Here is a 14,153-nt window from a genome sequence, read left to right as displayed (position 1 = left end):
CCTTCGTTAGCTAGATGTTCCGCCACCTTTTAATTCATCAATTTGCTTTTGTAAACCGTCTAAAATGGCCTTTACTTCACTGTTTAAGTTAACCATCATGATGCTGCCGGTTCCGACATTGTTACTTCTGACAATATTGTCACCAAGCATTTCATGAGTGATACTTTTTTCTTCAATGACAGCCGGATCACCTTTGTCACCTTTCGGTCCTTGGGGTCCTGGCTCTCCCTGTGGACCTTGTGGGCCAGTATCTCCTTTGTCCCCTTTTGGCCCTTGAGGTCCCTGCGGCCCAGTTTCCCCCTGCATACCCTTAATGTACAAAGGATTATCCTCGCTGTTGCCTTTCAAATAAACCGGTGTTACCGGCTTTCCTGTACCGTCGTCCTCTGCAGAAGTATAGACTCCGTTACTTTGGTTCAGAAATTGATCTGCCATATCTCATCATCCTTTTCAATTTTTTTTATTTTCCTACGTCAACTGATTTATCTTCTGTGTCGCCGGTACTTGGAGTTTCATTGTCGGGAACAGCGTCTTTAATAGATGCAAATTCCGCGTAAACAACAGCATCCGTGTCCCAAAGTACAACGTCCTCACGTTCAATGATTCGCATATCTGTAGAGTTACGGTAGAATGCTTTACCACCGACATTTGTCGTTAAAATGGAATATTGCTGACGATCAAAGAGTTTGACAGCTTCTTTAAGGTCTCCAATGATTAATGGATATTTTGGAGTCGTTTTTGTACCGCCGTTTGGCAAATACTTATCAGAAATGACGGATACCGGCTTACCGAACAATAATTTTTTAGTTGGATCAGTAGGGTTCGGTTGAAGCAGGTAACGGCCGAAAGCGTCTTTCAGTTTATCTAACACGTTAAATCCTGATTGGTTCGTGACAACTTTAGTCGTGGCATTAATAGCCGGATCAAGTTTGACATTGAGAATGTCTTTAATGTCGTCCTGCTTCGATACTGTGGTTTTTGCAAGTGTTCCTAATTGATTAAGAATCAACGTATTGCGGGTCACGGCCGACTTTTTGGCAAGCCAATTAGAAAGGTACTGCAAAAGCGCTTCTTGTGTATCTGCAAGCAAATCATTAGAAAGAACCAAAATCCCGGCATAGTCTTTAATGCTATATTTAATGTTTTCAAATTTAGGGTTCTCTAATTCTTCAATATCCGCTAATTCCTCAAGATTTACTAACGGGGTGATATCCGCTAGTTTTTCAAGAACCCTTGACCCTTTGTTTGTTGATACCGGAATGACATCGACGAGATTTGCCAACGTATCAAATTGACGTCGTTTTTCATTTATTTTCGTGGAGATATCCTGCGGTACAATAAGCCCGCCGTCCTCATCCACACCTTCTTTCATCGCGGCAAGAGGCTGTGGTACTTTGCCTGTTCTAAGGGCAGATGCAAAAAGCTGAACATGGTTTTTCGCATCTGTTTTGGCGATATCATCCGTTGGCTGTTGCGGGTTCTTTGCCTCTGGATCTTGCTGCGGCTCTTCCTGTGCATATGAAACCTGCATGTTTCGTAAATCCTCATATGTCTGAATTTGATCTTTAATTTGCTGAGCTTCTGCAAGTAGTTTTTTGGCTTCATCAAGTTTTCCCTCATCGGTCAATGCTTCAATTTCCGTACGCTTTTCTGCCAAAGCCTGACGTAATGCTCGTTCTTGTTTAGACATTCCGCCCCCGGCGAAAAATTGAATATCGAGTTTCAAAAGTTCTTTCTGTTTCAAATGCTTATCCTCCTTAAAAATGGCATAAAAAAGAACCCTTAAAGATTTAAGAGTTCAAGTTTCATATTGATCTTTTGTTTTAGTATTTCATTCGGGCTTGTTTCTTCAGCCGGATTTCCAGCAGCAGATTGAGCAACAATTTTGCCTGGAACATGTTTAAAATGTGCAAGCACCTGATGATCAATGCAGGCTGCTACATCCTTTGATTCTGAAACCACATCGATCAAGCCATAATTTAAAGCTTCATCGGCAGTGAGCCAGGTTTCCTCATCCAGCAGCTGACGTAAAGTCCCGTCATCCAGTTTGTCGCCTGCTTTCGCAAGATATGTGGAAACGATACTTTCAGTAATCTTGTCCAGATCATCGGCTGCCTTCCGGAATTCCGCGGCATTCCCGACCATCCCCATGTATGGGTTGTGAATCATCATCATGGCATTACTTGGCATCGTGATTTTATCGCCGGCCATTGCAATGACGGAAGCGATACTTCCGGCCAGCGCATCCACATAGACTTTGATTTTGGCTTTATGACGCTGGAGCATCGAATGAATAGCCTGCCCCTCGAAAACATCTCCGCCTGGCGAATTGATGTACAAATCAATAGAGCTCACGTCCCCTAAACTTTTCAATTCAGACTGAAAGGCCTTGGACGAACTCTCGCTAAACCATCCTTCGCCGGTAATAGAACCGTAAAGTGTGATTTCAGCAGTCGAATCATTCAGAACCTTCATGTTCCAATACTTGTTTTTCTTCCTCTGTTCCGTTGCCATCACCCCCTTTCAGTCGATCTGAAGACCGTTTCGTCTTGTTAAGCTGATATTCTTTCATAATTGAAAGGGGAACAAGATTTAAGTTTCCATAATGCTCATCGCCGATCTCTCCGATGCCTGTCATGTCCTCTTTTTGAAGAATAGTATTGACGCTAAAGGCGCCTACGCTTTGCATCGTTTTATAAAATTCAGCACGTGATTTACTGTCCCCACGGAGCTCCGATTCCAGGTTAAATTTAAAGTAATAGCCATTGTTTCGCTGATTCTCTGTCAAAATCTTATCGTTCAACTCTTGTTCAATATTTGTGACGATTGGCTGTAAAGTGGTTTTGACATAATCTAAGGACTGCTGCTCTATATTTGAAAATGTCGCCCGGTCCAGTTCACCTATTTTATGCGGTGGCACCTTGTAAATCGATGCAATCTGTTGGCGATTCCATTTCATCGATTCAATAAATTGGGCATCTTTCATAGGCATGGTTACCTGTGAATAATCAAGCCCGGCGTCTAAAACTGCAATAGACTGCCCCGCATTCACCCGCTCCCAGTCTTCTCTAAGAATTTGTTTACTTTTTCGGTCTAAAAGGGTCGGCGCTTTAACAACACCGAACGGTGCACCGCCATTCTTGTAAAATTTCGCGTTGAATTTTGTGGCAGCTCTATTTGACCCTATATTGTCCCGAATAACTGAAATCGGAGTTTGCCCCACAATTCCGTCAAGAGACAGGTTTTTAAAATGCAGCACCTCTTCATAAAAAAACTCACGGTATCTGCCGTCAATCGTTGTGGAGTACCAAACACGTCCGTTATTGGGATCAATATTTGTGTTGGTTGCTTCCGGATCCAATGGTCTGATCCCCGTCACATTCCCGTCTTTATCAAAAAGTAAAAGGTTGTAGCTGTTTCCCCAAGTGCAAAGCCTTGTAACCAAAAGCCGCTTCCACACAAAGCTTGTCATATAGTCATTGACTTTGTTCAGAATGATATTGCTAACACTATTTTGAACCTGTTGTATGTTGCCATTTTTGTTCTGAAAAAGTTTGATCGGAAGTTTGGCAATATCGTCCGCCAAAACAATCACACAGGCATATACATCCGGATGAAGAACGGCCGTTTTAGTTGATACCCTTTCACCAGATGAGCTTTCAGATCCAGCAAAAATATTTCTAAACCACGTAGCTGGATGGAGAAGGGAACCGCTATCCTCTTCAGCAATTTCATTTTTTATCCCGCTCTTTAAACGGCTTAATAGCATCTATTTCCCTCCCCCATCCTTATTTTTTTGACGAGCGAACCCTACCAAGCTCGCAAGCGAAAATAAAAAAACACCGGTTGCAATTAAACCCGCGTTTACGTTTATTCGGTATATGGCTATTGAAATGAATACCATGCCTGCAATAAGCAAAGTATCTTCTAAAAATAGCTGTAAGGCTTTTAAAATTTTCAAGTTCTCACCCCCTACAGGCTGAAAGATCCAGACTGAATATAAGCGTTTAAGTCGATCGCTGTATCAATCTGAGAAGCCCGAACATGTGCATTAATAAGTGCAGCCGCCGGGTCAATCCGTTGTGTGGACTTGGACTTGTCCAGCATTATATTTTCCTGGGCATCCACTTTTGTAACGGCGTTCCCCATAGCCCAAGTCAGCAGATCGTTTTTATTATGGATGATCTTTTTCGCCTTCACTTTTTCTCGGAAGTCTTTCGTAGGCTCTGAAAGTGTGGCTACACCCTGCCGAATTTCAACCATCACATATCCGTCTGCCTCCATCTGTTGGGCAAACTGTGTGGCATTGTACGGATCGTAGGCAATTTCTTTTATCCGCCAGCCTTTTTCTTTCTCCATTTTTTTAATGTAGGTTCTGATATAGTCATAATCGACAACAGCGCCGTCGGTAACGGTTAGCCAGTTCTGCTCCCTCCACAGATCATAAGGTACGTTATCAGTCTTCATACGCTCATAGAAAGTATCTTCAGGCATAAAGCCGTGACTCTCAACAGCAAAGCTCCCATTATCCAATGGGAAAATAAACGAAACAGCTGTCAGGTCAATTCGTTTTGACAAGTCAATTCCAACATAGCATTCACGGCCGGATAGATCAGGGAACTGATCAGACCCGCAATCTTTCCAAGCCTGCATATCCATGTATCCACCGTCGCGCATATTAACCCAAACATTCATATTCTTGGTCAGGAAATCCCTCATCTTTTCAGGAACAGCCAGAGCCATTTCAAGACGATCTCGCAAATATTTTTTCCCAACTTCATGAGAAGCTAATATAGGATTAGCCTTTATCCAATTCCTTTCATCCTTTATGTCATCGTCTTTATCTATTTCGTTCACCATGACAAAATACTGTTCATTTGTCTCTACTTTGTTTGGATCGAGAAGACGTGAAACATAATCATACTCCACGCGATAGGCCGGATTGTTTAACTCGTGCCCCGCTGTCGTGATAATAACCATGATCGGCTGCGTTCTTGCGCCCATCCCCGACTCCAGGATATCGTAAATCTCTGACGTTTTATGAGCATGATATTCATCTATTATGCCGCATTGCGGGTTAAATCCGTCACCGGTCTTTCCTGCATCTTTAGATAAAGCTTTGATGGTTGAATTTGTTTTTGGGTGCTCAATGGTACTGTATGCTATCCTGTATTTTTGCTCAGGTTTGTTTAGAAGTTCGCACCCTTCTATTTGGGCTTTTATCTCCTTCCAACATATTTGAGCCTGCTCCGTCTTTGTTGCCCCTATATAAACTTCAGACATTTTCTCATTGTTTGCCATTGCTTCATAGGATGCAACACATGCTAGACTCTGAGTCTTTGCATTTTTACGGCCAACCTGCCAATACACTTTTGTAAAACGGCGGTATCCTGTATCTTTATGAATCCAGCCATAAACATTACCGAAAATAAAGATTTGAATACGATCTGGAACTATGTTTTCACCAGCTAATGGCCCTTTTGTATGTTTGAATTGCGTCATCCAGTAAAGAAAGCGACGGGCTTTTTCATCGTCAAACACGTAAGGAAACTCTCTTGTTCCTTCTCTTTTAATATCATTTAAAAACCGCTGACAAGCCCATATATGCTTTTCGCACGCAACAATCTCGCCCGATATCACATCGCGCGAGTAATCAATCATAAACTGTTTAATTGTATTCATACATTACTAAACTCCTTTTCTGCTAAAGTCTTCTCCCGTTCTTCCTGGGTTTTCGTGATCGCGAGCTTGGCGCGTGCAGACGGAGTGAGCCCAAAGTCATTTGCAGCCGATTTCATTTGATCGTAGAAATTTTTCTGCCGTTTCAGCAGAGGGTGCTCTTCTCCAACCAACTTGATCGGCTCTCCGTTTTCATCTTGACCCTCTGTATGAATCATGATGCCGTCTTCTTCAATAATTTTCGAAATAGAGATGTATTGAGAATACGCATTACAGTAGGCAGCCAACATGCTGATATCTGCCTCCGTGATGATTTCCACCTCAGATAAAAGAGCAGCAACCCGTTTAAATTCTTTTTTAGCCACCTTATCCAGCCAGGAAGGAGGTTTGATATTGTCAGCGCGCATTTTCATTTTTTGTTCGTGTTTAGCCCGCGCGGCCAGTTCTTCCGTATTCTTTTTATTCGGATTGCCCTGTATTAATTGAAGGGCCGCGGATTTTGCAGGTCTCGGCATGTTTTTCACCTCATTCCTTTTAAAAAATCGCAATTTTTCGCTTGTTTTTTTCACAAATCATGCTATGATGAAATCAACAACAAAACCAGTCATATCAAGCCCTCTCGGCAAATCTGTCGAGAGGGTATTTTGCGTTTCGGGAACTTTGAAAAGCGGTGTTTGTTTACAGAAAAGGGGGCGCCGTTCCCGCGGCGGTTGCTTTCCAAGGATTTTCATAGGGGGGTATCCCTACTTGATCGGCTTGCTCCGGTCGCCGTGAACCTTGTTATGGCAAGCATTGCAAAGACTTTCAAGGTTTGAAAGGTCTAAACGCTTGGACCAGTCCTGCTTCACTTCCACAATATGATGGACCATGTCAGCAGGAGTGAATCGATGTTCTCTCAAGCATCGCTGGCAAAGACGATTGTCACGAAGCAAAACAAGTTCTCTTGTTCGTTTCCAATCTGTTGATTTATAAAAACTTGTAATTGTTTTGTTTCTTGAATGTTTGTTGTAATGTTTCGTTTCCTCCTGCTGGGCATGCCTATGGTCAGCGCAGTACCCCTCTCTGGTAAGGGCCTTACACCCATGGGCCTTACACTCCCTTAATGGCTTAGGCGGCATTGTAATCCTCCTTCAGTGTCAAACACTTATTGGTTCATCTCCTCATTTGCCTTCTCGACTAAAGGCTGCATAAGCAGGCTAATACGCTCCTTTAAATTGGAATACTCTGTCAAAAGGCGATCAGCTTTCTTTAGCCTCTTAGCTTTGTCGTACTGACTCTTCACACTTCTGATTCGTTTTTGCAGCTCTCTAATTTGTGGGGTAGTCACAGAGAACACAGCCCTATGCTGGCAGGCAGGGCATTGGATATACCCGATGACAACACCATTCTTCCTTCTCTGCTCCTGCATAACGATTGCATGAACGTCTCCACAATGCTCGCATTTACTAATAGGTTGATTCATCGCCTTGCCCTGGTATCTATAACGCTGCTTACGTTCCCTATTCATACGCTCTCTCACCGACCGCCAGTTCCTTCGTCTCAACTGCTAGTGCCTTATCAGGATCGTTACCATGCTTGATACGAATATAGGTAGAACCAACCTTATCGGCTCCCCCTGTTCGCCACTCGAAATCTATTGCAATACGATTGGTAATCTTCTCACCTTTGTAGAAAACACGCGGTACCGAATCAATATCCTCAAGCTCAATCTGTAGCAAAGGTGACTTATTGAGTGGCTCTGCTTCCAGATTATTTAAATCGCCTTTTGGAATAGACCCTCCCTCGAGAAGTACAGTTCCCCCATATTTGTAGCCAACATAATTCACAGCTTCTCTTATAGCGGATAATGAGTCTGGTTCTTCCCTCACAAATCCTGTTAACAGCACACCAAGCTTATGAAGCCTTTTAACAACATCCACTGGCAGCCCTTCATCACAAACGACATTATAAAGCCCATCGACTTCTGATCCGTCTACATATCCAATAATATTCACATCGGGATATTTACGATGAAAAATCTTTACAATCGCCTTATTTACAAGGACTGGATAACCATTTTCTCTCGCAAACTCCATAAGCGCGGTTGTTTTACCAAGCCGCCTTTGTCCCTGTCTTACAAAAATAAACTCATTCTTTTCGGCTGCCTTTTCCAACAGGTCTGAAATGCTCATATGCGCTAAGTTCAATTCAAAGCTCATAGGTCAATCCCTCCTAAATAAAAAACGCCCTCCCATTTGGGAAAGCGTCTTTTTTTATCATCTATGTTAATTTTCATTTCCTACTAATTCATTGTATTCTTCCAGCCATTCAGTAGGTATACTCTTATTAGCTTGTATATATCTCATGATAGCGCCACTTAATTCTTCTGCCCTTTGTTCATCATGAATGAATCTCGGTTTCACCCCAATAGGTGGTTTTACGAAGCCAATCGGGGACGCACTATAAGAAGAATTCTCTTTCTCTTCAATATCAACCGAATCCACACTCACCATCTCATCACAAACAAAAACCCCTCTTTCAATTGCTTTCCTTGCTTCCTCTCTAATTTTCTCCCGCTGCTCGTCTGATGTAATTAATCCATTATATTTAACGACTAAGATTTTCAATAGGAACACCCTCCTGTATATTCTTTCTAAACCAGGCCCACATTGGCCGCCAATCGTTTATTCTGAGATTCACTGGACCCGGTTTACAGAGAACATAAAAAAGCACCCTTCATTTGGGTGCTATATATGATGATGCACTGTAAACCATACAGATATTGTTTAATCCCACTAGTTACAACATGGTTTACCACAATGAGTATGAGAGTGTGTAACAGGATCGTAACTAGAATAAGTGTGTGGATATTGATGCACATGCTGGAAATGCTTATGATGCACATTTGTTATATGCTGCGGATGAATATGCGGCACAATTGTTTTAGAAAAAGTATGAGTTTGACAACAATTAGTCGGGTGTACAATTGGCGGCATCACATTTGGTTTGCAATGAAACATGACTAAGCTCTCCTTTCATTCATTGATCATATTCATTATTAAACTATGATAAACAGTGTATACATGTACCATTACAATCACCCATATTTGTCCGATCGAGTACTATCCACAGCCTAAATCAAAAAAAGTATCCTCAAAAATTTTTTAAGGATACTTAAACTGAAAGGTGAGAAGTAAATATATTTATTATTGATTTCGATCCATATTTGCAGCTTGTCTATTCGAATTCATTCAAAAAAAACAAGAAGCATCCTTCAGGATACCTCTTGAAAAAAGGGGTAATTCTCGATGTATTTTATTTTATGCAATAAATTTTAAAAAATAAACTTGTCTACTCGCTTAATACCATAATACTCGATAGTCCAGTCTTGGACTGTCCTCTTATCTTAGTTGTACAATTCCTCCTTACGCTAAACGCTTATTCAAATTTGCGCCTTACATATACTCCGGGAGGAAGCCAAGTATTGTAAGACGTCATGTCCAAAAAACACACTTCTTACAAATCTCCCGATACCAAAGCCGCAAGACTAGCGCGATCCGGCTCAGAATGTTCCTCCCGTTTGGCTTCATTCTTCATCGCCTTAATTTGAGTATCCGAATTCACCTTGATAAGGGAATGGTGCGTCTCCCGTTATTTCTTGATAAGTAAATCTTATCGATAAAGCACACATAAATAGTCTCCTTTTTTGTCTCTATTTTTGTCCTCAAAAAGTTTATTTTTTGTCCCAATAAAAAAAGCACTCAGATGATTCCGAGTGCTGTAGCAAGGCGATAAATCGCCCTTTTCTTTAACCTGTAATAAGCATTTTTGGTAATACCCAAATCCATATAGATGTTGATGTCTTTCACCCTGGCAGCCGTCAGATATTTCTTTTCGATGATTAAACGTTCCTCATCGTCCAAGCTGTTTTGTAAAGCTCGTTCCATCTGTTTGACCTTGAGCTCGTTAAAAGCGGATGAATCCCGGAGGGAAGGAAATGCCTTCATGCCGCGATTTTCGCATTCCTTTTGATTTTCAAGCTGGACTTTGATTGCCCTATAATCTTTCAATTCTTTAATCACAATTTCACGTACAGCTCTAGTGTCTACTGGTTCGAAAAATGTTAATTGTTCAATGCTCATGCCAATTTCTCCAATCGTGCTTTTACTGCTTCTAATAAAGCATCTTGCCCCAATGCCTTCCCTTCCAGGGCTCTCATTACATCCTCGTCCACGGTCCCTTCTGTCACCAGGTGATGAACGATGACGCTTTGCTTTTGCCCCTGTCTGTCCAGCCTGGCATTTGCCTGTTGGTATAGCTCCAGGCTCCAGGTCATACCGAACCAAACAATGATATGGCCGCCATCTTGAAGGTTTAGCCCGTGTCCGGTAGAAGCCGGATGCGCCAGAAGCATTTCTATTTTCCCGGCATTCCAGGCTTTTATATCTTTGCTGCCATTTAAAGTCCTTGCATTTTTGAATCTGTTTTGAATCCGTGAAAGATCGTGCTGATAACAATAAAACACCAGGATCGGGTTTCCGTTTGCTGCCTCCACTATGTCTTCCAGTTTGTTTAGCTTTTCATCGTGTATTTCTTGAATTTTTCCGTTCTCATCATAAACCGCACCATTTGCCAGCTGCATCAATTTGTTAGAAAGAACAGCCGCCGTATCAGCCACAACATCACCGCCAGCGAAAGGCAACAGCAATTCTTTTTCAAGTTGCTTATATTTCTCCTTGGCTTTTGCCGGAAGAGTCACTTTCATTATGTTGTTGATTCTTTTCGGCAGATCGAGCCAGTCTTTTGCCTGCATGCTAATGCAGATATCAGAAATCTTTTTGTGTATTGATTGCTCGGCCCCGTCTCTTAACTTCCAGCTATAAATGATCGTTCGGTTTCGCTTATCGGGCTGAAAATATTTTTCTCGATAACTGGTTACCGTTTTGCCCAGACGTTCCCCCTGGTCTAACAGATACATTTGCGGCCATAGATCAATTAAACTATTTGGGGCTGGCGTCCCCGTCAATCCCACAATTCTTTTGATAAAAGGGCGAACCTTTTTTAAGGCTCTGAATCTTTTAGCCTTGGAAGATTTAAAGCTTGATAGCTCATCTATCACGACCATGTCAAAAGGCCATTTCTTGCCGTAGTAATTGACAAGCCATTCAACGTTTTCACGATTGATCACATAAATGTCCGCGGGCGCATGTAAAGCTGAAACCCTTTGATGTTCGGGACCCAACACTTTTGATACACGAAGGTATTGTGTGTGATCCCATTTCTCTGCCTCGCGGCTCCAGGTATCTTCTGCAACCCTCAACGGTGCGATTACTAAAACCTTCAAAACATCGAAATAATCATGAAGCAGATCGGAAACAGCGGTTAACGTGCTTACCGTTTTTCCCATCCCCATATCAAGGAAAAGGCCAGCGGCCTCACTTTTGATAATGTGCTGAATGGCATGCTCCTGGTATTGGTGAGGCTTAAACTTCATGAAAGAACCTCCTAATAAAAGCGTCTATTGTTTCCCGGGAATCAAGTTTGCAAACGGTAAAGCCTAAACTTTCTAAGTCCCGTTTTCTTTTCTCCTGCAAGGGCCGAAGGTTTTTCCCTGGCGCTTTCATTTCTGCAAAGACTGCCCTTCCTCCCGGAATCAAAACAAGTCTATCCGGCACCCCTGACATTCCCGGAGAAACAAATTTAAGTGCCTGACCCCCCAAGCTCTCAACCTTCCGTTTGAGAAGTCGCTCCAATTGACTTTCCTGCAAAACTGTCTCCACTCCTTTTATGAATACGTCCATACCGGACATATGTCCATACCCCTATATAGACTACTGAAATAAAGAGATTATAGAGATTTTCTTACGTGTATACGCTATATTCTTTAATATATCTTTTATATATAAAATATGAAGGTATTGCCGGTATACAAGGGCTAAACCCTTGATACAATTGGTTTTTGCATACCTTCATAACCTAATAGTCATGAAGGTATTTCATGAAGGTATGAAGGTATGTTTTTGGAATATCCAAATCTTGCATGGAGGTATCCTTCAAAGTATGAAGGTATATTTTCACTCCCTCACAAATGCTCTTTGGTACCCGTAGTTTTTACCGAAATACAACCTCCCTCGATCTTTCGTGTGCGCTTTCCAGCCTGGTATGCGTCTAAGGATGTCGTTAATTTCACGCGCTTGGATTGGAGTCATTTGTTTTGGGTCGCCCTCAAACAATTCGACCCATATTTCCATAGCACAAACACGTTCGCGCTTTACTGTTCCTTCGTCCGTTTCTCCAAAGTCGCTGCCGTGGATGAAACGTCTTCGCTCACTGATGTCTTTTTTGGCCCAATCCTCGGGGAGCAACCTGTTTAAATACTCTTCGATCAAACCGGCTTTGGCACTTTCCTCAGTATGTGCTTCCTGGGCTTCTTTTGCGGCATCTGCCAATTTACCGGACAGATAAAGAGGCTCTTTTTCGTTCCAACGGACAACGGCCTCAGCCCATATCTGGTCAATCTCATATTGGTTAAGGTCTTTCCAAATGCTTTTTGTTCTTTCCTGTGCTGCCACAACAACCGGCCAAAACCGCCGGTTTCCGGTTCGGTCTCTCAGAAAAGTCACGTCATTCGTTGAACCAAAGAAAACGCACTGACGCGGGAAAACGGAAATCTGGCGGCCGTAAGCTACTCGATAGCTGTCCTCTTGTTTTGATATAAAGTGCTTAACGGCTTCTGCCTCAGCTTTACGGGTTGCAGACAGTTCAGCCAGCTCAATGAGCCAGGCGCCTTGCAATTGCTCATAAGCTTCTTTTCCTTGAACGGTAGTGATTGAGTCAGAATGCCAGTCCATGCCGAGTTTTTTAATAATGTAGCTTTTCCCGACTCCCTGCGGTCCCACCATGACTAAGACATTATCGAATTTCAGTCCAGGCTTCATTACCCGGCCGACTGCTGCCGTGAATATCTTACGGGTTACGGCCCGGACATACTCAGAGTCTTCAGCACCTAGGTATTCAATGAACAGCGTGTCAAGACGGGGCAGCCCATCCCATTCCAGGCTATTGAGATAATCTTGTACCGGATGGAATTTGTTTTTCCCCTGTACCTCCATAAGCGCGTCATGAACCTTTCCTTGACCTGAAATTCTATAAACAGTTTCAAGGTAGTTACGTAAAGAAGCGTCGTCTCTGTCCGTCCAATATTCTCCCTCTGACAGCTTGCGCCAAGGTAGATCACCTAAGACGGCGGCCCGATGGGAAAAATCATTCCAGGCAATCTTTCCGGCCAGGTGCGGATCATTTTGTAAGATCAAAATTATATTTTTGGCGGTAGAAAGAATATCTCCGTTCTTTTTGACGTCCAGATTTTCAAACCAATCGCTATTTACATCCTCAATGACTCCAAATTCTTCACTTGCTGCCTGTAGTCTTTCCTGGCCTAAAGTTCGCTTGACGTTTTTATCCGCCTGAGCGAACTCAGTCATGGCCGTAAAAGACGGGAGCCGGACGACCGGCGTCCCTGGCTCGGCTTCCTCATCCCGCATGCCGAATTTATGGATACGAACCAAATCAAACGCATTGACCAGTTGCCCGCCTATCGGGTCCGTACCATGATGGGAATAGGCAAATTTATCATCATCATAGAGAATCAGGCCGCCGGTTGTAGAGCCGGCTTTATAGGTGAAGCGCCCCGGCCCTGCTTCTTCATACACATCAGATAGAAATGTTTCGACTGCCTCAGTAATTGAATACGTGCGGCAGAAGGCCCCGACCATTCCGTTTTTCTCATGGGGGTCACCTTGTTTGTCCGCGAGCTTCTGACGTTGTTTTTGAAGCCTGGACGATTCAGGCCAATAAGACGGGTCTTTCCAATCTGTGTACCGGGATAAGACCTCGTCAGGGTCAAGCCAGGGCAAATCTTGCAGCCTGAAAACGAACTCCCCATCTTTAGAAGTTGACGGCCAATACATAAGCCGATGCGGCTGATATGTTGTATCATCGAAAAAATCAATGCCTAAATCCGCCGCCAAGCGTCGGGAGACTGCCTGATACTCGTCAGGTGTTATAGGTCGTTTTAAAGGAATGACCAGGCGTAGTCTTGGGGATGTGCTGCTATGCTTATGCGTTGAGTACGCGGCGCATGCAAAGTCGAACATCATTTCAACCGACGCCCACAGATCGCCTTTGATAAAGTCAGCATCCAGCGTAACCACCTGGCGCCAGACCACAGAGTCAGTTTTTCGCCGGCCACCTTTTAAAGTACCGCCGACGAACCCGCCGACGTCTTTTATTTGGTCCTGCTGCGCCTTCGACATTTTTTTATACTCTTCCGAGGTTTCAGATGTGTAATTTGGCGTTGATAGCTTTTTCAGCAGGTCGGACCAAAGAATGTCTTTGTTCTTCCAAGCCTTGTCCCAACGGTTGCGACCTGTTGCGATGGTGATAGACCCGTCATGCTGCACTCGTTTTTTTAAAGCTGTTTCCATCACCTTCCG

Annotated in this window: 16 protein-coding genes; all 16 read right to left on the bottom strand. The window is 43.2% G+C overall.

Going from position 1 to position 14,153, the window contains the following annotated elements:
- Positions 1–6: 6 nt before the first annotated feature.
- The gene (locus tag R5H20_RS05920) at positions 7–435 is read right to left on the bottom strand and encodes a collagen-like protein (RefSeq protein WP_096892024.1); all 429 of its coding nucleotides are present in this window, start codon (positions 433–435) and stop codon (positions 7–9) included.
- A gap of 25 nt (positions 436–460) precedes the next feature.
- Positions 461–1,744, bottom strand: coding sequence for a phage major capsid protein (locus tag R5H20_RS05915; RefSeq protein WP_224254476.1), 1,284 nt, complete (start codon positions 1,742–1,744; stop codon positions 461–463).
- Positions 1,745–1,782: 38 nt separating this feature from the next.
- Complete coding sequence (locus tag R5H20_RS05910; RefSeq protein WP_224254475.1) at positions 1,783–2,514, bottom strand: head maturation protease, ClpP-related; 732 nt, start codon at positions 2,512–2,514, stop codon at positions 1,783–1,785.
- On the bottom strand, positions 2,459–3,769 hold the full coding sequence (locus R5H20_RS05905; protein WP_224254474.1) for a phage portal protein: 1,311 nt from the start codon (positions 3,767–3,769) through the stop codon (positions 2,459–2,461). The genes R5H20_RS05910 and R5H20_RS05905 overlap by 56 nt, the downstream gene beginning before the upstream one ends.
- Positions 3,770–3,961, bottom strand: coding sequence for a DUF1056 family protein (locus R5H20_RS05900; RefSeq protein WP_048407273.1), 192 nt, complete (start codon positions 3,959–3,961; stop codon positions 3,770–3,772).
- A gap of 11 nt (positions 3,962–3,972) precedes the next feature.
- Complete coding sequence (locus R5H20_RS05895; protein ID WP_088272693.1) at positions 3,973–5,682, bottom strand: terminase large subunit; 1,710 nt, start codon at positions 5,680–5,682, stop codon at positions 3,973–3,975.
- A complete protein-coding gene (locus R5H20_RS05890) occupies positions 5,679–6,194 on the bottom strand; it encodes a phage terminase small subunit P27 family (protein ID WP_025807612.1) in 516 nt (171 codons plus the stop codon). The genes R5H20_RS05895 and R5H20_RS05890 overlap by 4 nt, the downstream gene beginning before the upstream one ends.
- A 228-nt stretch (positions 6,195–6,422) precedes the next feature.
- Positions 6,423–6,797: an HNH endonuclease gene (locus tag R5H20_RS05885; RefSeq protein ID WP_224254473.1), complete on the bottom strand. Its 375-nt coding sequence runs from the start codon at positions 6,795–6,797 to the stop codon at positions 6,423–6,425.
- A gap of 26 nt (positions 6,798–6,823) precedes the next feature.
- Positions 6,824–7,186 (bottom strand): hypothetical protein, encoded by a 363-nt coding sequence (locus R5H20_RS05880; RefSeq protein WP_017474890.1) that lies wholly within the window; start codon positions 7,184–7,186, stop codon positions 6,824–6,826.
- Positions 7,179–7,877, bottom strand: coding sequence for a hypothetical protein (locus R5H20_RS05875; RefSeq protein ID WP_088273061.1), 699 nt, complete (start codon positions 7,875–7,877; stop codon positions 7,179–7,181). Before R5H20_RS05875 ends, R5H20_RS05880 begins: the two co-directional genes overlap by 8 nt.
- A 66-nt stretch (positions 7,878–7,943) precedes the next feature.
- Positions 7,944–8,285, bottom strand: a complete 342-nt coding sequence (locus R5H20_RS05870; RefSeq protein ID WP_088273062.1) for a hypothetical protein — start codon at positions 8,283–8,285, stop codon at positions 7,944–7,946.
- Positions 8,286–8,453: 168 nt separating this feature from the next.
- On the bottom strand, positions 8,454–8,678 hold the full coding sequence (gene cotD / locus R5H20_RS05865; protein ID WP_006637235.1) for a spore coat protein CotD: 225 nt from the start codon (positions 8,676–8,678) through the stop codon (positions 8,454–8,456).
- 741 nt (positions 8,679–9,419) lie between these two features.
- A complete protein-coding gene (locus tag R5H20_RS05860) occupies positions 9,420–9,800 on the bottom strand; it encodes an ArpU family phage packaging/lysis transcriptional regulator (RefSeq protein ID WP_006637234.1) in 381 nt (126 codons plus the stop codon).
- A complete protein-coding gene (locus R5H20_RS05855) occupies positions 9,797–11,152 on the bottom strand; it encodes a DEAD/DEAH box helicase (RefSeq protein WP_048356002.1) in 1,356 nt (451 codons plus the stop codon). Before R5H20_RS05855 ends, R5H20_RS05860 begins: the two co-directional genes overlap by 4 nt.
- On the bottom strand, positions 11,142–11,468 hold the full coding sequence (locus tag R5H20_RS05850; protein ID WP_224254472.1) for a VRR-NUC domain-containing protein: 327 nt from the start codon (positions 11,466–11,468) through the stop codon (positions 11,142–11,144). The genes R5H20_RS05855 and R5H20_RS05850 overlap by 11 nt, the downstream gene beginning before the upstream one ends.
- Positions 11,469–11,732: 264 nt before the next feature.
- Positions 11,733–14,144: a VapE domain-containing protein gene (locus tag R5H20_RS05845; protein WP_082142510.1), complete on the bottom strand. Its 2,412-nt coding sequence runs from the start codon at positions 14,142–14,144 to the stop codon at positions 11,733–11,735.
- Positions 14,145–14,153: the final 9 nt, after the last annotated feature.

It is taken from the genome of Bacillus sp. KICET-3 (assembly GCF_033261025.1).
GTDB classification, from domain to species: Bacteria; Bacillota; Bacilli; order Bacillales; family Bacillaceae; genus Bacillus; species Bacillus sonorensis.
Note: the sequence above shows the minus strand (reverse complement) of the source record. Positions and strands in the feature narration are given on the sequence as shown.

Coding starts and splice junctions, on each gene's coding strand:
- R5H20_RS05885 (WP_224254473.1), bottom strand. CDS start 6,797: ATGCCGCCTAAGCCATTAAGGGAGTGTAAGGCCCATGGGTGTAAGGCC.
- R5H20_RS05880 (WP_017474890.1), bottom strand. CDS start 7,186: ATGAATAGGGAACGTAAGCAGCGTTATAGATACCAGGGCAAGGCGATG.
- R5H20_RS05855 (WP_048356002.1), bottom strand. CDS start 11,152: ATGAAGTTTAAGCCTCACCAATACCAGGAGCATGCCATTCAGCACATT.
- R5H20_RS05845 (WP_082142510.1), bottom strand. CDS start 14,144: ATGGAAACAGCTTTAAAAAAACGAGTGCAGCATGACGGGTCTATCACC.
- R5H20_RS05860 (WP_006637234.1), bottom strand. CDS start 9,800: ATGAGCATTGAACAATTAACATTTTTCGAACCAGTAGACACTAGAGCT.
- cotD (WP_006637235.1), bottom strand. CDS start 8,678: ATGTTTCATTGCAAACCAAATGTGATGCCGCCAATTGTACACCCGACT.
- R5H20_RS05890 (WP_025807612.1), bottom strand. CDS start 6,194: ATGCCGAGACCTGCAAAATCCGCGGCCCTTCAATTAATACAGGGCAAT.
- R5H20_RS05910 (WP_224254475.1), bottom strand. CDS start 2,514: ATGGCAACGGAACAGAGGAAGAAAAACAAGTATTGGAACATGAAGGTT.
- R5H20_RS05850 (WP_224254472.1), bottom strand. CDS start 11,468: ATGTCCGGTATGGACGTATTCATAAAAGGAGTGGAGACAGTTTTGCAG.
- R5H20_RS05875 (WP_088273061.1), bottom strand. CDS start 7,877: ATGAGCTTTGAATTGAACTTAGCGCATATGAGCATTTCAGACCTGTTG.
- R5H20_RS05920 (WP_096892024.1), bottom strand. CDS start 435: ATGGCAGATCAATTTCTGAACCAAAGTAACGGAGTCTATACTTCTGCA.
- R5H20_RS05905 (WP_224254474.1), bottom strand. CDS start 3,769: ATGCTATTAAGCCGTTTAAAGAGCGGGATAAAAAATGAAATTGCTGAA.
- R5H20_RS05895 (WP_088272693.1), bottom strand. CDS start 5,682: ATGAATACAATTAAACAGTTTATGATTGATTACTCGCGCGATGTGATA.